Genomic DNA, 19103 nt, shown 5'->3' on the forward strand with positions numbered 1-19103 from the left:
AATGCCTGAATTACCTGAAGTAGAAACAATAAAAGAAACATTGAAGCTGTTTGTATGCAATAAAACAATTAAACATGTAGATATTAAGTGGCCAAATATGATTAAGTATCCAGATGATGTTGAGGAATTTAAAGCATTGGTTACCGGTCAAACGGTTCGGTCGATGGGGAGAAAAGGAAAATTCCTTTTGTTTTATCTAGATGAATATGTACTCATCTCCCATTTACGAATGGAAGGAAAATATAGTGTCCATTCCCCGGGGGATCCAGTTAAAAAGCATACTCATGTAACTTTCTATTTTTCAAATGGAGAAGAATTACGTTATAACGATGTACGGAAATTCGGTACAATGCATGTCTATCCAATTGGTGAAGAGTTTTTGCACAAGCCATTAAATCAACTTGGTCCTGATCCGTTTGACACCTCATTTAATTTAGATTACTTTTATGAAAAATTAAAGCGAACAGATCGATATGTAAAGACAGCTTTACTAGATCAATCAATCGTTACAGGACTTGGGAATATTTATGTAGATGAGACATTGTTTCGCGCAAATATTCATCCACTTAAACGGTGTAGCAAATTAACAAAGCAGGAAGTGAAAAAGTTACAAATAAATGCTAAAGAAACATTACAAGATGCTATTAAAGCTGGTGGTACAACTATTCGTAGTTATGTAAATACCCAAGGGGATATGGGGATGTTTCAGCAAGATTTATTTGTATATGGCCAAGATTCCAAACCATGCAGAGTTTGTGGTGAAGATATTATTAAAATGAAGGTTGGTGGAAGAGGAACCCACTTATGTCCAACTTGCCAACCGAATAAGCAAGGTGTGAGATAATGACTTTAGTTATTGGTTTAACAGGTGGAATAGCAAGTGGTAAAAGCACTGTCTCTTCTATGTTTCAAGAAAAGAATTATCCAGTTATTGATGCTGATATTATTGCAAGAGAAGTAGTTGAGCCAGGAGAAAAAGCTTATGATCAAGTTATAGAAGCATTTGGGAAAGAAATTATTCAAGATGATCACAAGATAAATCGTCCTAAATTAGGATCAATTATTTTCACTGATGAAGATAAAAGAAACCAATTAAATGCGATTGTCCATCCGGCCGTACGAAGTCGTATGATATCCAAAAGAGACGATTACATCAACAAAGACGTGCCGTGTATTGTGTTAGATATTCCATTATTATTTGAAAGTAACTTAATCAATCTAGTTGATAAAACATTAGTTGTTTATGTAGATGAAAATATACAACTTACCCGATTGATGAAGAGAAATGGTTATAGTGAAAAAGAAGCTTCTGATCGGATAAATGCACAAATGCCCCTTAAGGAAAAAGCTGATTTAGCAGATATCGTCATTGATAATAATCAATCAATAGAGAAAACGAAATTGCAGTTAGACCAAGTTTTACAAACATGGAATATTGATTAGATAATTTCAACAGAGTAATTTATGAACATGAGGTTCATTCATAAATTACTCTGTTTTTTTTATTTAGGTAAAAACTTATTTATATAGCCTGTTAGATTATAATGATAACTTTATATATAGACAAGATACCTCTTTTTCATTATTTTTAACACAATAAAGTTAAATTATGTTATACTAATTTTGCATAATGGATTATGAGTATATCATAATTAGGGGGATTATTTCTTATGAATGCAAAACGTATCGCAATTACTGGATTTGGTCGAATAGGTCGAATGATTTTTCGACAAGCAATACAAGATGATCAGTTAGAAGTTGTTGCTATCAATGCTAGTTACCCATCTGAGACATTAGCACACATGGTGAAGTATGATAGTGTTCATGGAATTTTTGACGGAGAAGTGAAAGCGTTTGAAGATTATCTGGAAATAGACGGAAAAAGAGTGAAAATCGTTAACAATAGACAGCCTGAACTTCTGCCGTGGCAACAATTGGATATTGATATTGTTATTGAAGCTACTGGGAAATTCAAGTCGAAAGAAGAAGCAGGATTGCATATTAAAGCAGGTGCAAAAAAAGTTATCATCACAGCTCCAGGGAAGCAAGTGGATAAAACAATTGTTATGGGAGTAAATGAAGCTGCATATATTCCTGAAAGTGATGATGTAATTTCGAATGCTTCTTGTACAACGAATTGTTTGGCTCCTGTTGTAAAAGTTATTGATGATCATTTTACGATAAAAAATGGATTAATGACTACAGTTCATGCTTTTACAAATGATCAAAAGAATCTAGATAATCCACATAAAGATTTACGGAGAGCAAGAGGTTGTACACAATCAATTATTCCAACAACAACAGGAGCTGCGAAAGCGCTTGGTGAAGTTTTGCCACATTTAAACGGCAAATTACATGGAATGGCTTTAAGAGTACCTACACCAAATGTATCGTTGGTAGATTTGGTAATTGATCTAGAAGAAAGTGTTACTGTCGAGCAAATAAATCAATTATTTAAGGATGCATCTAGAGGATATATGAAAGGAGTATTAGAATACTCTGATGAACCTCTTGTATCAATTGATTATACAACAAGTGATTTTTCCGCGATTATTGATGGGTTATCTACCATTGTAATGGAGGGAAGCAAAATAAAAGTAATTGCTTGGTATGATAATGAATGGGGCTATTCCAAACGTGTTCTTGATTTAGCTCTTTATGTAGGAGATCGTCTAGAAACAGAAATGAAAGTATCCTCATAAAAATTTTAATTATATTGAATAGCTATTAACACTAGAAATAGAAATTGAATAAAAAACGGACAATAGATAGGATAAGTTAATTTCTTTCCTGGATATTGTTCGTTTTTATTTTGCGTGAAAAATGACTACTAAATGAACTAACTTCTTTTCAAAGAATAAGATTGAACTTTTCTTGAAATAGATTGTTTTATGTAGATGCAAAACACTTATGATTGACGGTTCTATCCGTTTATTGTTAAAATCTTAAATTGTCACTTTTAAAAATTGACACTATTTTAATTTAACTAGAGCATTTGTTAAAAACATGTTAAAATAATAGAATAATAATAATTAGTTATACTAATTCTATGAACGTTTGAGGTGTGTTTCCAAATGTCAATCGGCTATAAGATAAGGAAGTTTTTTAGTAATCATGCAGAAACAAAAGACCGTCATGAGGAAAAAAAGTTGCAGACCCATTACTATAAAGCAAGCAAAGACTCCGTAATGAAAGTCATTGAGTCCTATTTTCAATCGAAAGATACATATTCTATCAATGCAGTTTCAAAGGAACATGGTGAAATTAGTGCAACATCAAAAAAAGGCAAGAGTGTCTTTGTAGTTGCAACTATTATTATGGTGCGCCCTTATCATACAGCTGTTGATTTTTCTGTGACCACAGAAAGTTTACTACAAATAGATTTTGGATATAGTTCTAAAGTAATTCAAGAATTATATGAACATATGAATAAAGAACTTGAACTAATTACGGAACATTAGAGAATGGAGATGAACAATGATGCGATGTTCCAATTGTCAAAATAAGAATACCAAAGTTCTAGACTCTCGACCGATAGAAGAGGGGAGAGCAATAAGACGGCGTAGGGAATGTGAACGGTGCGGATTTCGATTTACTACTTTTGAACGAATTGAAGAAGTTCCTTTAATAGTGGTAAAGAAAGATGGCGTGCGTCAAGAATTTTCGCGTGAAAAGCTAACTCGTGGGTTAATTCGTGCGTGTGAAAAAAGACCAGTTGCCCTAGAAACCATAGAAAGTATAGCGCTGGAAGTAGAAAAAAAATTACGGAATGCAGGAAATCCAGAAGTTTCGAGTAACTCCATTGGTGAGATGGTAATGGAACTCTTATCTAAAGTAGATGAGGTGTCGTATGTACGTTTTGCATCTGTATATCGCCAATTTAAGGATATCACAGTATTTTTGGATGAATTAAAAGATATTATTAATACGGATAAATCGATGAAAGATAAATGAAAAAGTAGAAAGGGTGTATGATTACATGAATTTTATAGGGAAGATTCTTCCTATTGATGGGTATTATGTTATGAGAAAAGAACATTTACCTGTTGATTACGCCGTTTCACTAACTCATTTATATCAACCATTAATTGGAATTTATGCTGTTTCTCTGTATCATACCCTATTACACGACTCAAGTATCCATGCACATGTATCCCCACAGACACATCACACACTGATGAATTATCTTAATCTTTCATTGGATGATATTTACCGATCTCGTTTGAAATTGGAAGGGATAGGTTTACTAAAAACATATAAATATAAAGAAGATAATCGTGATTTTTATACATATGAATTGTTGAGTCCATATGCTCCACATGATTTCTTTAAAGATGATATGCTATCTCAATTGTTATTACATCATATTGGAGATCAAAAATTTGATATGCTATTTTCGCATTATGTTCCTAAAGAACGAGAATATGGAGAAGAAATAACGGTTGATTTTAGTGATGTCTTCCAAACAGTAACACCTTCAGAAAAAGTAGCTAGAATAGATAATTATAATAGTCAAAATAATTCAGGGGAATATGAAGTTCCAATGGATTTTAGTTGGATAGAGCAAATGTTATACAAACGAATGATACCAGTTAAACAGGTTTTAACAACTGCTATCAAGCGTCTTATTTATCAGATGAAAGTTCTATATAATTTGGACAGTCATGAAATTGAACGTGCTTGTCAATATGCAATCAATGAATCATATCAGTTTGATCAAAAAGAATTTAAAGCAGCGTGTCATGATATTTTTCGTTCAAAAAATAATCAACAATCGGTTCAGCTATCTGAAAAAAATAATCAGGATAAAATATATGAAGTGACGAAACCCAAAACCAAAAAAGAGCAATTAATTTATGAACTAGAAAGAATATCTCCAACACAATTGTTGAAAGACTTATCAAGAGGTAATGATGCTTCTGACCAAGATATTAAAGTAATTGAGTCTGTAATGACAAAACAAGATTTACCAGCACCAGTAATGAATGTGCTCATTCATTACGTATTACTGCAATCGAATATGAAACTTTCAAAAGCATATTTAGAGAAAATTGCTAGTCATTGGTCTAGGTTAAATCTTCAAACGGCAAGTGATGCAATGAATTTTGCTAGACAAGAACAGCAGAAATCTCATTCTAAAGTTAAGATGAATAACTATACGAGACAACGTCAAACTACAACAAAAGAAGTTATTCCCGATTGGTTTAAAGAGCGAAAAAATAAATCACAAGTAACTTCTGGAAAAACAAATTCTTCGATGGAAGATCAAGAAAAAATAGCATCAAGGTTAAAACAATATTTAAATGAAAATTAATCAAGATGTATAAGGGTGGTTGAGTGTGAAACCGATACAATCAGAATTGAAAGCATGGATGAAAAAAAACGAAAACTTCCAAACAAATTATCAAAACATCAGGAAAGAAGTATTAGAAGACCCATCCATTAAGCATTTTTTATCTAGCCACCCAGAGTTAACAAGTGAAGTTATTGATAAACATTTAATAAAGTTATATGAATATAAATCTCAGTCCAAGCAATGTGAACGATGTAAATCGCTTGGTGGGTGTCAGAATATGATACAAGGATATTCTCCTGTTTTGGAAGCTGGCAAAAATGAAATTCGGTTAAGTTATGAAAAGTGCCATAAACGAATAGACGAAGAGCAAAACGAACAGCAACAAAAGCTTATTCAAAGTCTTTATATGCCGAAAGAAATTCTTCAAGCAAGAATATCTGATGTTATTCAGGATGAGCACCGATCAAATGCATTAGGGAATGTTCTTGACTTTTTAGAAGCTTCCAAGCATGAGCTACCCAAAAAGGGACTCTATTTATATGGTTCGTTTGGAGTCGGAAAGACTTATCTATTAGGTGCAATAGCTAATGAACTAAAAAAACTTCAATACTCAATATCACTAATATATATGCCGGAGTTTGTCCGTGAAATTAAATCATCTTTTAAAGACGATTCATTCAATGAAAAAATAGATTTCTTTAAAAAAGCAGATGTATTAATGTTAGATGATATGGGAGCTGAGATGCAATCTGCCTGGTTCCGTGATGAAGTATTAGGTTCTGTTTTACAATACCGGATGATGGAAGGTTTACCAGTTTTTATTACATCTAATTATGATTTAGATCAACTAGAACAAGAATTATCTACAACAAGGAATGGAGTAGAACAAGTTAAAGCAGGAAGAATTATTGAGCGGATTAAACAAGTTACCACAGATGTGAAGATGAGTGGTCCGAATCGCCGTGACTAATGGGTACCTTTTATTGAACTCTACTAAAGCAGTTCAGTAAAAGGTATTTTTTAATACATTCATACCTATTTTCATAAAACCATTTGCTAGTTTGAGTAGTTTATTCATTTTTTTAAATGGTTGTCCATATAATGTAACAGTTCGGTTGTGGATGAGGGTGATATGTATTGGTGGAAGTATTTTTTGAATTAGACAAAGAAGTAGTAAGTTTTTGTGAATCTGTCTTTCGTAGAAATAGAAAGATGGAATTAAATTGGAAAACAAATGAAGATTGGGGAAATCATTTAACGATTGATGAAATATTACCTGCTGAAGATCTTCGTAAAACAATAAGTAAAGCGATGGCAGATGTAGTATTAACACATCGTTTAGGTAATATGATTCGAAAGATGATTAAAGAGTACTATTATACGGAGCAAGAAGAAATCGAACGTATACTTGATCTCACCAATTGGATTTTGACGGGGGAGGACGAGGATAGTAAGCATTTACGCAATAATAAAGATATTCATGGACTACTGACAAATTTGTTTGAAGAAAATATTCAAATTAATTCCGAAATTCATTTCGATTCATTAGTGAACTTTCGTTTATTACCTTTTCGTGATGAAATTAGAAGATGTGTTGGAGATGCGATTGATGAGTTTAGAAGAGAGGAAGATCATCAAGCATTTATTGATATGTTACGTGCCTACATACAGAAGAAAGATGTTGGTATGGAAATTATTCATATTATGCAAGGTGATACTTTCCAGTTTTATTATGACAATGGCAAACAATTATCGCGTCTTGAATTAAGAATGTTAATGCGTGAAGAACCATTATATGTTGTAGGGTTACATGATAATGAATTTAATCTAGCTCCACTAATTGCTATGGGACCAAAGAAAATTAAGATTTATGGAGATGATCCATCAGAACCGAAAACATTAACAGTTATTAATGTCTTCCAAGAAAAGGTGGATTTTGAGCCAACCCGCAATTTTCCTTTTTCTTACTATTTAAAAAACGATTAAACAGGCTTGATTTTCTTATATGAAAGGTCTATAATACGAATAAATGACTATATATTTATTCGTGATGATGAGGATAAGATTATTTATATTTCATAATTTAGAGAAGGAATCCATTGGCTGAAAGATACCTTTATGAGATAAGTAATTACCACCTCGGAGCTTTGTTGGTGAAATATTTAGTAATCAACAACGTATTTCTGCGTTAAAGATGTAATGAAGCTATCTAGTTGAAATTATGGATAGGAATTAGGGTGGAACCACGACGATACCAACGCTCGTCCCTTTGCAATAGTGCAAAGGGATGGGCGTTTTTTAATTATAATGGAAAAGGAGAATGAACATGGCAGATTTATCGATTATTTTCCCTGATGGTTCAGAAAAGCAATTTCCAGTGGGTACCACTGGTGAAGATATTGCAGCTTCCATATCACCAGGACTAAAAAAACAAGCACTTGCAATCAAACTTGATGGTGAGCTTGTAGACTTACGAAGAGAATTATCTTCAGGTGGAAAAATAGAAATAATCACATATAAAAATGATGAGGGTATTGAAGTGTTACGCCATTCTACTGCCCATTTATTAGCTCAAGCAATAAAACGCTTGTATAAAGATGTGAAATTTGGAGTTGGACCTATTATTGAAGAAGGTTTTTATTATGATATTGATATGGAACATAAATTAACTCCTGAAGATTTACCTAAGATTGAAAAAGAGATGAAGCGCATCGTCGATGAAAACCTCGAAATTAAAAGGATAGAAGTTTCACGAGAAGAAGCTCAAGAAAGGTTTAAAGAAATTGGCGATGATTTAAAATTAGAACTCATCGACGCTATTCCAGAAAATGAACAAGTTACTATTTATGAACAGGGTGAGTTTTTTGATCTATGTCGAGGAATTCATGTGCCTTCTACGAGTAAGATTAAAGCATTTAAGTTATTGAGCATTTCTGGTGCATACTGGCGTGGAGATAGTAACAATAAACAATTACAACGCATTTATGGTACAGCTTTTGAGAAAAAAGGACATTTGGAAGAACATCTCCAAATTTTAGAGGAACGAAAAGAAAGAGATCATCGTAAATTAGGAAAAGAATTAGGTATATTTACGGTTTCACAAAAAGTTGGACAAGGTTTACCGCTTTGGTTACCAAAAGGAGCAACCATTCGTCGTAATATAGAGCGGTATATTGTTGATTTAGAAGAAAGATTGGGATATAGCCACGTTTATACGCCTGTATTAGGTAATGTAGATCTGTACAAAACAAGTGGACATTGGGACCACTATCAAGACGATATGTTTCCAACAATGGAGATGGATAACGAAGAACTGGTATTACGTCCAATGAACTGCCCTCATCATATGATGGTGTTTAAAAATCAACTATGGAGCTATCGTAATTTACCAGTTCGAATCGCTGAACTAGGAACCATGCATCGGCATGAAATGAGTGGTGCACTAGCTGGATTACAACGTGTGCGAGCAATGACATTAAATGATGCGCATATATTTGCTCGTCCGGATCAACTTAAAGAAGAATTTATCCGTGTAGTGGAATTAGTGCAACATGTCTATAAGGACTTTGGGATTGAAGACTATTATTTCCGCCTTTCCTATCGTGATCCAGAAGATAAAGAAAAATATGTTGATAATGATGAAATGTGGGATAAAGCTCAAGCAATGTTGAAAGAAACAATGGAGGATATGGATTTAGAGTATGTAGAGGCTGAAGGAGAAGCAGCATTCTACGGTCCGAAACTCGATGTACAAGTTAAAACTGCATTAGGTAAAGATGAAACCTTATCGACAATACAATTAGATTTCCATTTACCTGAGAGGTTTGATCTGACGTATATTGGAGAAGATGGTAACCAACATCGACCAGTTGTAATTCACCGAGGTGTAGTATCAACTATGGAACGATTTGTTGCATTTTTAATTGAAGAATATAAAGGTGCTTTCCCTACATGGCTCGCACCAGTACAAGTGAAGATTATCCCAGTTTCGTTACAAGCTCATTTAGATTATGCGAAGGATATGGAAGAAAAGCTTCGTTATCAAGGAATTCGTGTAGAATTAGACGAACGTGATGAGAAAATTGGATATAAAATCCGAGAAGCACAGACACAGAAAGTTCCATTCGCTTTAGTATTAGGAGATAAAGAAATAGAAAGTAACAGTGTTAATTATCGTAGATACGGAGAACAAGATACAGAGACATTGGAATACAACCAATTCTTAAACTTAATCAAGGATGAAGTAGATAATAAGAAGATTAAATAAGAATCAGTGGTAAGGGATATTATTCAAATAAAAGCTGAACTATAACGTGATGTTTTTCAATATCGTTGTAGTTCGGTTTTTTGTTGTAAATATGTATTAAAGGACAAAGTGCCCAACAATAGACGGAAAAAAGCAACTTTTGGCACTTTTTTTCCAATAATATGAGATAGTAAACTAAAAAATAATAAGAAAGATATGTTTTCTCTCGCATCCAGCCAAGAAACGATCGTCTTCTAGAGCGGTAGAAATAAATACTAATCTATTAGGAGGTGAAGTGGTAAGGGTACTGGATTAAAATTATAGGAGGAGAGAGAACATGAAACGGATAAAGACAAAGGGAGTAGTTGTTGTATTTGTTATGTTGATTGGGATGTCTTGCCTCACTCTTACACCTTTTACCACCACAGAAGCTTCTCTACAAAAAGAAAATCCATTTATACGAGCTTTTTGGGTACAAGCCTTTGAACCCGGCTTAAAAACTCCCGAAGATATTGATGAACTAGTTGAAGATGTTGATAAAGCTAATATGAATACGATTATTGCACAAGTGAGCAGAAGACATGATGCATATTATCATAGCGATGTTTTACCATTTACAGAAGATCCTTCTGTTCCAGAAGGATTCGACCCATTAGGCTATTTATTAACAAAAGCACATGACAAGGGAATCGAAGTTCATGCTTGGGTGGTAGTAGGTCCAATGTGGCATAGCGTATACGGTGGTGCTCCTTCAGATCCAACACATATTTGGAATCTACATGGGCCGGACGCTGTAGAAGATAAATGGGTAACAGAAGATTTTAATGGTACAGTACCGTACTGGCAACCTTATCTTGACCTTGGTCATCCTGACGCAAGAAACCATGTAGTTGAAATGGTAAATGATATTGCAAGAAATTACGATGTAGACGGTGTCCATTTGGATTACATCCGTTACCCCGAAGACGGGAAAGGATACAATGCTACTTCTTTAGCGAGGTTTCATGAGGAAACAGGTCGTACTGATCGACCACCAGTAAATGATCAAGAATGGATCGCTTGGAAAGTAAAACAAGTTGATTCACTAATTAAACGCGTGTACACGGAGCTTATGGCAGTAGACTCTGATGTTGAGCTATCTGCAGCTGTTTTATCATGGGGATTTCATGATCCAAGTAAAACGAATTGGTGGGATATGGATCCTATTCAGCGAGCACATCAGAATTGGAAGACATGGGTTCAAGAAGGATATCTAGATTATGCTTATGTTATGAATTACGATAGTGATGCAGACCCACGAAGGGCTGAACGTTATGATCAATGGATTGAATGGCAAAAAGATTTACCAAGAAATCGAGGTATAATAATTGGACCAGCACTCTATTTAAATACGATAGCGGATAGTATGAATCAAATTCATCGTGCGTTAACACCATCTGTCAATGGTAATATGGCAGAAGGAGTAAGCCCGTATGTTTATAATATTTGGAGCAATGATGGTCTTCCTAAATCGGAACTCATTGATTCGCTTTACTTACCAACAGAACATAATGAAGGAAGTGCACCATTTGAAATACCTACAGAGTTGCCAGATCCTTCATGGCGTCAGACGAATCATGGACATCTATTAGGACAACTAATCAGTGAGCAAGCTACTGAAGAAGTTGTTATACGACGTGGCAAAAATGGAAAAATAATTAAAACAATAGAAACAGATGCGAATGGTTATTTTGTTGCTACTGATCTTTCACCAGGTAATTATTTTATCCATAATAAGAATCGTGACGAACGAACAAAAGTACAAATAAAAAAACAACACGTAACGAAAATTCTTCTGGAAGATTAGAAGTAAATCTTGGGATTGGGACAAAAGTACCTACGCAAAAGGTAAATCAGAATGAATGGCTTATAAAACCTGCTTCAGAAATATACTGCACTTTTCTAGCGGAGACTGGGGAGCCTCACTCCCACAGGACAAAGAGGACCTCGAAAGCATTACATCTCAGGAAAGAATCGATTTTTGACTTTCAAGGAGTAACCGTGTATTTCTTACGCTTATTCTATCTATCATTCGTTTTTTGAAAGAATCTTTTTGCTATGTCCCAACCCAAAAAATTTATAAAGGTGATTGACAGTTTTGTCATGACATGATAATCTAAAACAGTTGTATAAAAACTAGTGAAGCTGTATTGACGTCATAGACGAGATATGGTACACTATAAAAGTTAATAAAATGATCTAAGACAAGTAGAAGCACCCGCTTCTCACCTGATTGACACCGATTATGGTAGTTGACTGGTTCCAACCTTTTATTTAATTGTATTTGGAGATGTGTGGGTGCGTGTATGTACCGACACTTTTTTAATTGCATAAAATAAGCTTGTCAAATAGATCAGTAACAATAATTTCGGAGGTGGCTGGCTATTAGCAAGGATATGAACGTTAATGAAAAGATTCGTGCTAGAGAAGTACGACTAATCGACTCAAACGGTGATCAGCTTGGAGTAAAATCTCGTCAGGAAGCATTGGATATTGCAACAACAAGAAATCTTGACTTAGTACTAGTTGCTCCAAATGCGAAACCGCCAGTATGTCGTATCATGGACTACGGTAAATATCGTTTCGAGCAACAGAAGAAAGAAAAAGAAGCTCGTAAAAAGCAAAAAGTCATTAATGTAAAAGAGGTTCGTTTCACACCAGGAATTGGTGACCATGATTTTGAGACAAAACTGAAAAATGCTCGTAAGTTCCTTGAAAAAGGAGACAAAGTAAAAGCTGCAGTGCGTTTCCGTGGTCGTGCGATTACCCATAAAGAACTAGGTCGTGAAGTGTTAGATCGTTTCGCTGAGGAAGTAAAAGACCTTGGTACGATTGAAACAAAACCTAAAATGGAAGGCCGTAATATGTTTATGATGGTCGCTCCAATTAATGAAAAAAATTAATTCGTACAGTAGATAACTAGGAGGAATGAATTATGCCTAAAATGAAAACTCATAAAGGTACAGCAAAACGTTTTAAAAGAACGGGTTCTGGAAAAGTAAAAAGATCTCATGCATACACTAGTCACATGTTTGCAAACAAATCACAAAAACAAAAACGTAAATTACGTAAAAGTGCACTTGTTTCTTCTGGAGATTATAAGCGCATTAAAGACATGCTACCAAAATAATATAATCGTAGAAATGGAAATGAATTAGGAGGGATTTCTTATGCCACGTGTAAAAGGTGGAACAGTAACGCGTCAACGTCGTAAACGCGTATTAAAATTAGCAAAAGGTTACTATGGTTCTAAAAGAACTTTATTTAAAACAGCGAAACAGCAAGTAATTAAATCTGGTCAGTATGCTTATCGTGACCGCAGACAGAAAAAACGTGATTTCCGTAAATTATGGATCACACGTATTAATGCTGCAGCTCGTATGCATGATATTTCTTACAGCAAATTAATGCACGGATTAAAAGTTGCTGGAATTGATATTAACCGTAAAATGCTTTCTGACCTTGCAATTAGTGATGAAAAAGCATTTGGTCAGTTAGTATCTCAAGCAAAAGATGCTTTAAAATAATAGTTTGATAAAGACCGAATCCAACTAGGATCGGTCTTTTTTTAAACAGATGTAAAGTAAAGGGAGGCTAGGTGTACAATGGAAGAATGGGGTAGCATATTATATTATTTAGTGGCGGCAAATATTATTGGCTTTGTAATGATGTACATAGATAAAAGGAAAGCTGTTCGTGGACATTATCGGATTCCAGAAAGAACATTTTGGTTGCTAGGAATCATTGGTGGAAGTATTGGGATATATATTGGTATGAAATCATTTCGACATAAAACGAAACATCGATCGTTTACGATTGGAATACCTGTCCTTATTGTTATTAATGTGATTAGTTTTAGCTGGATTCTACTTTTCATGTCATAAAGGCTCGTCTACTGTCATATAGATATATGGAACTTTGTATAATCAAAGGTAAAGACAAAGGAGGTGGAGGATGGAATATATAGGAAATTATTTATTTTCTATTGTTGAAATGGGTGGAGTTCTCTCACCGCTTTTATTTATCATATTTCATTTATTTAGACCTTTATTATTTTTACCTGTCGTATTTATATGTATTTCAGGTGGAGTATTGTTTGGTCCAGTAGCAGGGACGATTTACTCAATTATAGGTATTACACTTTCAAGTTTACTGTTCTACGGTTTAATGGGATGGACTCCAAAATCTGTACAGCGTTTGATTGGAGTTAAACAAAAACTGTTAGGCAAACATGCAGAACTGACAAAATCTCAGATTACCTTATTACGATTGGTCCCTTTTATACATTTCCATCTATTATCCTTATGTCTTATTGAAATAAGTAACGGGTTTAAAGATTATGCGCGATCATCATTGTTTTCTAGCATACCACTCGCAATGGTCTACACTTCAATAGGAGGTTGGATATCTAATTTAAATCCAATGTTCATCGGAATATTACTAGTTGCATTATTACCAATGTTATATTTATTAAGAAGAAAAGAAATCATCATCAAATGGCAAGAGTTTTTCTCCGTACATGACTCACAACAACACACTTCATTAACACGGTCTCCTTCTTAAAACACACGTGAATCTACGTGTGTTTTTTGTTATTGTTGATATATACGCACAAAAAAGTTGGAAGTGGTTGGATGGAATTAGATTTAATATTGGATGTGATAAAGACTAGGGTTACAGAAATTTTGCATAGAAAACTAGAAGGTGTTTATGTACATGGGTCTATCGCATTAGGTGGATTTCAAAAAAGTAAAAGTGATATTGATTTGATCATTATTGTTAATCAAACGTTGAGCTTACAAGAAAAACATGGATTACTTTCATATTGTTTATCACAATCGAAGAATCCTTATCCGATTGAAGTTTCTGTATTAGAAAAAAGTGGATTGGAAAATTGGAGGCACCCTAGTAATTACGATTTCCATTATAGTGAGTATTGGAGAGATTTTTATGAGAATACTCCGATTAGTGAAGTAAACACATATCTAATGGAAGTTCATACCGATCCAGATTTAGCGGCTCATTTAACTATTGTAATCAATTCAGGATTGTGTTTGTATGGAAAGCCAATAGGGCAACTGTTTCACTCCATACCTAAAAAAGATTATCTCCTTTCATTACAAGGAGAATATAATGATTGTTTAAAATCAATAAAAGAGAAGCCAATATATTGTATTCTTAGTTTGCTTCGAATTGAATATTATTTAATTTTTGGTAAAATTATATCAAAACAACAAGCAGCAGGATGGGGCGTGAATGGGAATCACTCACACTCAAAGAAGTTATTAAAAAAAATTAAAGATGCATATGAAATTGGGGAGAATATAAGTATCTCATTTGAAGAGCTTGATAAGCTAAGAGAAGAATTTCACATTATTCGTTCGCAATTTTCGAATAGTTGAGGGAGGAAAAAAATGAAGTTGCCACGCTGCTGGAATTGTAAACATCAATTTGCCTGGAAAGACTTATGTTTACGTATTAAACCATGTCCATCATGTGAAAAATCGCAGTATCTAACAAAGGAGAGCAGGAATAACGCTTTTCTATTTACTCCAATCTGTTCAATATTTATAGTTGTTATGTTAAGTATTAATGTAAATAATAGTATAACCGCTTGTATATCAGCAATTATACTATTCGTAATATATAGCTTATTACCATTTATTTATCAGTTTACAAACAAAGAACAACCATTTATATAGTCTAAGGATAAAGATGTAATGAGCAGTAACACCTTACTTCATAAAGAAGAATTTGTTAAAATGTAAAGTGAGGTGTAAACAGCCCATGAATGTCCAATCTAGTAAAAACAGGGGCAGGAGCCCATCACTATTTTGAGGATTGTAAAATCTTGTTTATTGGATGCTTCCACGTAATCACAGCATAAGGATAGTGAAAAATAATTTCATCTTCTATAAAGAATAAATCTTCTCTTGAAAGCCCTTGAAGTTGATGTGGATCTTTAACTGTAACATGAATATCTACTACTTCAAATTTGTTCTCCGTGGCACCTAAATACTTTTCTCCTTCAAACAAACAACCCATATACGTGAGTTGAAAATTCTTCTTATCATTCTGCTCTTCATCTAATAAATAAAATTGTTTATTATTTTGAGCAAGTTTTAACTTGCGTTCAGGTTTACGTAAGTATTGTACAAGTGTATAAATAAGCAAACCTATAGCTATTATTAGTAATATACGAAAGCTAATCACTAGCATGTAATCTACTCCTAGTTATTGTTTTTATAGTATACGTTTTAAACGAGTGGGAGGTTTCACTAATATTATAATTTCATGATACAATAAATGAAAGCGAGAAGAAGGAGGGTGCAGTTTGGATTGGATAGCACTATTTAATATGCAAAAACAACTAGATTCCTACATAGAAGAAAATCATGGCTTGCGAAAAGCAGATTTATTCGAAAAGAAAGTCTTAGCATTATTAGTTGAATTAGGAGAACTAGCTAATGAGACAAGATGCTTTAAATTTTGGAGTAAGAAGCCAAGAAATAATCAATCTGTAATTTTAGAAGAATATGTAGATGTCATCCATTTTCTAATGTCAATCGGCATTAACAAAGGTTATGATAGTTTTGAAAGTAAAACGAATCATAATATAAATAGCTCAGAAGTAGTTCAGTTTCAGATTGTTTATGAACAGACGATAATATACAAAAACGAACCGACAAAAGCTAAATACGAGCAACTTTTCTCATCTTGTATTAACCTTGGAAATATATTAGGTTTTTCAGAAGAAGATATTCAACGTGCATATCTTGAAAAAAACGAGATAAATTATAAAAGGCAAAATCAAGGATATTAATCTTTTAAAAAGGAGAAGACTACATATGGCTAAATTAGATGACACGTTAACAATGCTCAAAGAACTTACCGACGCCAAAGGAATTCCTGGTAATGAAAAAGAGGTTCGTGAAGTATTTGAAAAATACATCACACCTTATTCTGATGATGTTTCCCTAGACAACTTAGGAAGCTCTATTGCAAAAAAAGTTGGTGATGCTAGTGGACCGAAAATTATGATTGCAGGACATCTGGATGAAATCGGAATGATGGTGACTCGTATCGATGACAATGGATTTATTTATTTCCAAACTGTTGGTGGCTGGTGGAATCAGGTAATGCTAGCTCAACGAGTTACTATTACGGGAGATAAAGGTGATGTAACTGGAGTGATCGGTTCAAAACCGCCTCATGTATTATCTCCAGAAGCAAGAAAGAAGCCATATGAAATTAAAGATATGTTTATTGATGTTGGGGCATCAAATAAGGATGAGGTGGAATCATTTGGTATCAAACCAGGGCATTCGATTGTTCCTTATTTTGAATTTACTCCAATGAAAAATGAAAAAATGTTATTAGCAAAAGCTTGGGATAATCGAATTGGACTAGCGATTGCAATCGATGTTCTAAAGCAATTAAAAGATGAAAAGCATCCAAATACCGTATATGGCGTAGGTACCATTCAAGAAGAGATTGGATTAAGAGGTGCCCGTACTTCATCTCATGCTATTCAACCTGATATTGGTTTTGGAGTGGATGTTGGGATTGCAGGAGATACTCCGGGAATTTCAAAGCAAGATGCAGATAGTAAGTTAGGAGAAGGTCCTCAAATTGTTTTATACGATGCGTCGATGGTCTCTCATAAAGGATTGCGTGATTTAGTAGTACAAACGGCAGAAGATAATCAAATCCCTTATCAATTTACATCAATGGCTGGTGGAGGAACAGATTCTGGATCTATTCATCTTACAGGGAATGGAGTACCATCACTATCTATAACAGTTGCAACTAGATATATACATTCACATGCAGGGATTTTACATCGAGATGATTATGAGAATGCAGTTAAGTTAATTGTAGAAGTAGTCAAGAAACTTGATCAGAAAACCTTAGAGAGTATTCGATTATCTTAATAACGTGAGTTAAGAAAACTTAGAGCGATATAGCTTTAAGTTTTCTTTTTAAATTGGAAAGAAAGCATTAAAATTTGGCTCTAAAATAATTGTTGTTGTAATTAACAAAAAACAGGGGGCACTCGATATGTTCTAAACAGGTGTTTAGAGCTTTTGTACTCACTCGATATGATTTGACATATGTGATTTAAATTGCTATATTGTAATTAATTAAAGATAATTTAATTAAGAGTAAAAGAGGAGGATCTTTTATGAATCCAATTAGAGGTATGCATCATGTAACTGCTATTACAAGCAGTGCAGAGAAAAACTATGAATTTTTCACCTATATTCTTGGTATGCGATTAGTTAAAAAAACTGTAAATCAAGATGATATCCAAACCTATCACTTATTTTTTGCCGATGATGAAGGGAATGCCGGTACGGATATGACATTTTTTGACTTTCCTGGCATTCCAAAAGGCTCTCATGGTACAAATGAAATATACAAAACTTCTTTTAGGGTTCCGAGCGATGCCGCATTAGATTATTGGGTAAAAAGATTTAATCGCCTTGAGATCAATCATTCTGGAATTCAACAACATTTTGGAGTACAGACATTGTCTTTTTCAGATTTTGATGATCAGCAGTATCAACTAGTATCTGATGAAACTAATACGTCACCGAATACAGGACTACCTTGGAAAGGCGGTCCCATCCCTTTAGAATATGCAATTGTCGGTTTAGGGCCAGTTGTAGTGAGAGTGGCACAATATGATTTCTTTAAGGAAATCTTAGAGAAAGTATTTCAATATAAAGAAGTAATGAGAGAGGGATCAGAGTATCTTTTTGAAATTGGCGAAGGTGGAAACGGAGCACAATTAATAGTTGAACATAATGCGGTTCTTCCAATAGCAAGACAAGGATACGGAACTGTGCACCATGCTGCTTTATGTGTTGATGAACAAAGTGATATATATGAATGGGATAATCATATTAAATCATTTGGCTTACAAACTTCAGGTTTTGTGGATCGCTTTTTCTTCCAGTCCTTATATACTCGAGTAGCTCCGCAAATACTTTTTGAATTAGCAACGAAGGGTCCAGGATTTATGGGAGATGAGCCTTATGAAACACTTGGTGAAAAACTTTCATTACCTCCTTTCCTAGAATCTGAGCGAGACAAAATTGAAAGCATGGTTCGCCCTATTAATACAATACGAAGTACTAAAACAATTGAAAAAGAATATGAATAAATCTTTCAAAAAAAGATAATCTCAAGACCTGAGATTATCTTTTTTTGTTCCCTCCTTTTTTAAATTTGTATTCGATTATATGTATAGAGGAAGGAGGTGTTATATATGGCTGTAGTAGATTTGATAGATTCGATGTTGCAATTAACTTTCAGTGAAGGAGTCGATGCAGAGTCTGGTGAACCGATTTTAACGTATAAACGTTTTAATCAAGTCAAGGTGGAAGCGAATCACGAACAACTATACAATGTTGCGACTGCATTTGCAGGGTTACAGGAATATACGTTATATCAGGTAAGTCGAAGAGATATTTCGGATATTTATGAAAGTTAGTCTGGATTAAAATAGAGAAAGGA

22 protein-coding genes and 2 other annotated features are annotated in these 19103 nt (G+C 34.1%); of the genes, 21 read left to right on the top strand and 1 reads right to left on the bottom strand.

From position 1 onward, the window contains the following. The first annotated feature begins 1 nt into the window (after position 1). The 17 genes from mutM to ABC346_RS11635 all read left to right on the top strand — a co-directional run bounded on the left by mutM (position 2) and on the right by ABC346_RS11635 (position 15283). Entirely contained in the window at positions 2 to 844 is an 843-nt protein-coding gene (gene mutM, locus ABC346_RS11555; RefSeq protein ID WP_413234984.1) for a DNA-formamidopyrimidine glycosylase, read from the top strand. Beyond that, positions 844 to 1443 (top strand): dephospho-CoA kinase, encoded by a 600-nt coding sequence (gene coaE / locus ABC346_RS11560; protein WP_413234985.1) that lies wholly within the window; start codon positions 844 to 846, stop codon positions 1441 to 1443. Before mutM ends, coaE begins: the two co-directional genes overlap by 1 nt. Before the next feature lie 227 nt (positions 1444 to 1670). Continuing rightward, a complete protein-coding gene (locus tag ABC346_RS11565; protein WP_413234986.1) occupies positions 1671 to 2702 on the top strand; it encodes a glyceraldehyde-3-phosphate dehydrogenase in 1032 nt (343 codons plus the stop codon). 372 nt (positions 2703 to 3074) lie between these two features. Beyond that, a complete protein-coding gene (locus tag ABC346_RS11570; protein ID WP_413234987.1) occupies positions 3075 to 3461 on the top strand; it encodes a cytosolic protein in 387 nt (128 codons plus the stop codon). A 19-nt stretch (positions 3462 to 3480) separates the two neighbouring features. Beyond that, positions 3481 to 3954 (top strand): transcriptional regulator NrdR, encoded by a 474-nt coding sequence (nrdR, locus tag ABC346_RS11575; protein ID WP_413236549.1) that lies wholly within the window; start codon positions 3481 to 3483, stop codon positions 3952 to 3954. A 25-nt stretch (positions 3955 to 3979) separates the two neighbouring features. After that, positions 3980 to 5314, top strand: coding sequence for a replication initiation and membrane attachment family protein (locus ABC346_RS11580; protein ID WP_413234988.1), 1335 nt, complete (start codon positions 3980 to 3982; stop codon positions 5312 to 5314). Between the two features lie 25 nt (positions 5315 to 5339). Continuing rightward, positions 5340 to 6266 carry a primosomal protein DnaI gene (gene dnaI, locus ABC346_RS11585; protein ID WP_413234989.1) on the top strand — a complete coding sequence of 309 codons (927 nt, stop codon included), beginning with the start codon at positions 5340 to 5342 and terminating at the stop codon, positions 6264 to 6266. A gap of 170 nt (positions 6267 to 6436) precedes the next feature. After that, positions 6437 to 7282 (top strand): putative sporulation protein YtxC, encoded by an 846-nt coding sequence (gene ytxC / locus ABC346_RS11590; RefSeq protein ID WP_413236550.1) that lies wholly within the window; start codon positions 6437 to 6439, stop codon positions 7280 to 7282. Between the two features lie 55 nt (positions 7283 to 7337). Then, positions 7338 to 7568, top strand: a binding site (T-box leader). A 54-nt stretch (positions 7569 to 7622) separates the two neighbouring features. Next, a complete protein-coding gene (gene thrS / locus ABC346_RS11595) occupies positions 7623 to 9563 on the top strand; it encodes a threonine--tRNA ligase (protein WP_413234990.1) in 1941 nt (646 codons plus the stop codon). A 316-nt stretch (positions 9564 to 9879) separates the two neighbouring features. Further along, positions 9880 to 11388: a glycoside hydrolase family 10-like protein gene (locus ABC346_RS11600; RefSeq protein ID WP_413234991.1), complete on the top strand. Its 1509-nt coding sequence runs from the start codon at positions 9880 to 9882 to the stop codon at positions 11386 to 11388. A gap of 393 nt (positions 11389 to 11781) precedes the next feature. Further along, positions 11782 to 11911 (top strand) — a sequence feature (ribosomal protein L20 leader region). A gap of 66 nt (positions 11912 to 11977) precedes the next feature. Further along, complete coding sequence (gene infC / locus ABC346_RS11605; RefSeq protein ID WP_011066546.1) at positions 11978 to 12484, top strand: translation initiation factor IF-3; 507 nt, start codon at positions 11978 to 11980, stop codon at positions 12482 to 12484. 32 nt (positions 12485 to 12516) lie between these two features. Beyond that, positions 12517 to 12711: a 50S ribosomal protein L35 gene (gene rpmI / locus ABC346_RS11610; protein ID WP_413234992.1), complete on the top strand. Its 195-nt coding sequence runs from the start codon at positions 12517 to 12519 to the stop codon at positions 12709 to 12711. A gap of 40 nt (positions 12712 to 12751) precedes the next feature. Continuing rightward, on the top strand, positions 12752 to 13108 hold the full coding sequence (rplT, locus tag ABC346_RS11615) for a 50S ribosomal protein L20 (protein ID WP_017797263.1): 357 nt from the start codon (positions 12752 to 12754) through the stop codon (positions 13106 to 13108). A 78-nt stretch (positions 13109 to 13186) separates the two neighbouring features. Next, the gene (locus ABC346_RS11620; protein WP_413234993.1) at positions 13187 to 13465 is read left to right on the top strand and encodes a DUF1294 domain-containing protein; all 279 of its coding nucleotides are present in this window, start codon (positions 13187 to 13189) and stop codon (positions 13463 to 13465) included. 70 nt (positions 13466 to 13535) lie between these two features. Continuing rightward, on the top strand, positions 13536 to 14144 hold the full coding sequence (locus ABC346_RS11625) for a TVP38/TMEM64 family protein (RefSeq protein ID WP_413234994.1): 609 nt from the start codon (positions 13536 to 13538) through the stop codon (positions 14142 to 14144). A gap of 71 nt (positions 14145 to 14215) precedes the next feature. After that, complete coding sequence (locus ABC346_RS11630) at positions 14216 to 14983, top strand: aminoglycoside adenylyltransferase domain-containing protein (RefSeq protein ID WP_413234995.1); 768 nt, start codon at positions 14216 to 14218, stop codon at positions 14981 to 14983. Positions 14984 to 14995: 12 nt separating this feature from the next. Further along, entirely contained in the window at positions 14996 to 15283 is a 288-nt protein-coding gene (locus ABC346_RS11635; RefSeq protein ID WP_413234996.1) for a TIGR04104 family putative zinc finger protein, read from the top strand. Positions 15284 to 15410: 127 nt separating this feature from the next. Here ABC346_RS11635 and ABC346_RS11640 read toward each other — a convergent pair whose 3' ends face one another. Next, complete coding sequence (locus ABC346_RS11640) at positions 15411 to 15800, bottom strand: sigma-w pathway protein ysdB (RefSeq protein ID WP_413234997.1); 390 nt, start codon at positions 15798 to 15800, stop codon at positions 15411 to 15413. A gap of 115 nt (positions 15801 to 15915) precedes the next feature. On the opposite strand from ABC346_RS11640, the gene ABC346_RS11645 reads away from it, so the two are divergent. The 4 genes from ABC346_RS11645 (at position 15916) to ABC346_RS11660 (ending at position 19080) form a co-directional block, all read left to right on the top strand. Continuing rightward, a complete protein-coding gene (locus ABC346_RS11645) occupies positions 15916 to 16404 on the top strand; it encodes a dUTP diphosphatase (RefSeq protein ID WP_413234998.1) in 489 nt (162 codons plus the stop codon). Positions 16405 to 16429: 25 nt separating this feature from the next. Further along, positions 16430 to 17515, top strand: coding sequence for a M42 family metallopeptidase (locus ABC346_RS11650; protein ID WP_413234999.1), 1086 nt, complete (start codon positions 16430 to 16432; stop codon positions 17513 to 17515). 251 nt (positions 17516 to 17766) lie between these two features. Then, positions 17767 to 18750, top strand: a complete 984-nt coding sequence (locus ABC346_RS11655) for a ring-cleaving dioxygenase (RefSeq protein ID WP_413235000.1) — start codon at positions 17767 to 17769, stop codon at positions 18748 to 18750. 105 nt (positions 18751 to 18855) lie between these two features. Further along, a complete protein-coding gene (locus ABC346_RS11660) occupies positions 18856 to 19080 on the top strand; it encodes a DUF1659 domain-containing protein (protein ID WP_413235001.1) in 225 nt (74 codons plus the stop codon). Positions 19081 to 19103 lie beyond the last annotated feature (23 nt).

Source organism: Oceanobacillus phoenicis, assembly GCF_047238145.1.
Lineage (GTDB): Bacteria > Bacillota > Bacilli > Bacillales > Amphibacillaceae > Oceanobacillus.

Excerpts from the sequence above, each read along its gene's own strand:
- ABC346_RS11660 (WP_413235001.1), top strand. The coding sequence starts at position 18,856 with ATGGCTGTAGTAGATTTGATAGATTCGATGTTGCAATTAACTTTCAGT.
- ABC346_RS11630 (WP_413234995.1), top strand. The coding sequence starts at position 14,216 with ATGGAATTAGATTTAATATTGGATGTGATAAAGACTAGGGTTACAGAA.
- nrdR (WP_413236549.1), top strand. The coding sequence starts at position 3,481 with ATGCGATGTTCCAATTGTCAAAATAAGAATACCAAAGTTCTAGACTCT.
- ABC346_RS11650 (WP_413234999.1), top strand. The coding sequence starts at position 16,430 with ATGGCTAAATTAGATGACACGTTAACAATGCTCAAAGAACTTACCGAC.
- ABC346_RS11600 (WP_413234991.1), top strand. The coding sequence starts at position 9,880 with ATGAAACGGATAAAGACAAAGGGAGTAGTTGTTGTATTTGTTATGTTG.
- rplT (WP_017797263.1), top strand. The coding sequence starts at position 12,752 with ATGCCACGTGTAAAAGGTGGAACAGTAACGCGTCAACGTCGTAAACGC.
- rpmI (WP_413234992.1), top strand. The coding sequence starts at position 12,517 with ATGCCTAAAATGAAAACTCATAAAGGTACAGCAAAACGTTTTAAAAGA.
- ABC346_RS11625 (WP_413234994.1), top strand. The coding sequence starts at position 13,536 with ATGGAATATATAGGAAATTATTTATTTTCTATTGTTGAAATGGGTGGA.
- ABC346_RS11565 (WP_413234986.1), top strand. The coding sequence starts at position 1,671 with ATGAATGCAAAACGTATCGCAATTACTGGATTTGGTCGAATAGGTCGA.
- ABC346_RS11635 (WP_413234996.1), top strand. The coding sequence starts at position 14,996 with ATGAAGTTGCCACGCTGCTGGAATTGTAAACATCAATTTGCCTGGAAA.
- mutM (WP_413234984.1), top strand. The coding sequence starts at position 2 with ATGCCTGAATTACCTGAAGTAGAAACAATAAAAGAAACATTGAAGCTG.
- infC (WP_011066546.1), top strand. The coding sequence starts at position 11,978 with ATGAACGTTAATGAAAAGATTCGTGCTAGAGAAGTACGACTAATCGAC.
- thrS (WP_413234990.1), top strand. The coding sequence starts at position 7,623 with ATGGCAGATTTATCGATTATTTTCCCTGATGGTTCAGAAAAGCAATTT.
- ABC346_RS11640 (WP_413234997.1), bottom strand. The coding sequence starts at position 15,800 with ATGCTAGTGATTAGCTTTCGTATATTACTAATAATAGCTATAGGTTTG.
- ABC346_RS11655 (WP_413235000.1), top strand. The coding sequence starts at position 17,767 with ATGAATCCAATTAGAGGTATGCATCATGTAACTGCTATTACAAGCAGT.
- ABC346_RS11580 (WP_413234988.1), top strand. The coding sequence starts at position 3,980 with ATGAATTTTATAGGGAAGATTCTTCCTATTGATGGGTATTATGTTATG.
- ABC346_RS11620 (WP_413234993.1), top strand. The coding sequence starts at position 13,187 with ATGGAAGAATGGGGTAGCATATTATATTATTTAGTGGCGGCAAATATT.
- ABC346_RS11570 (WP_413234987.1), top strand. The coding sequence starts at position 3,075 with ATGTCAATCGGCTATAAGATAAGGAAGTTTTTTAGTAATCATGCAGAA.
- coaE (WP_413234985.1), top strand. The coding sequence starts at position 844 with ATGACTTTAGTTATTGGTTTAACAGGTGGAATAGCAAGTGGTAAAAGC.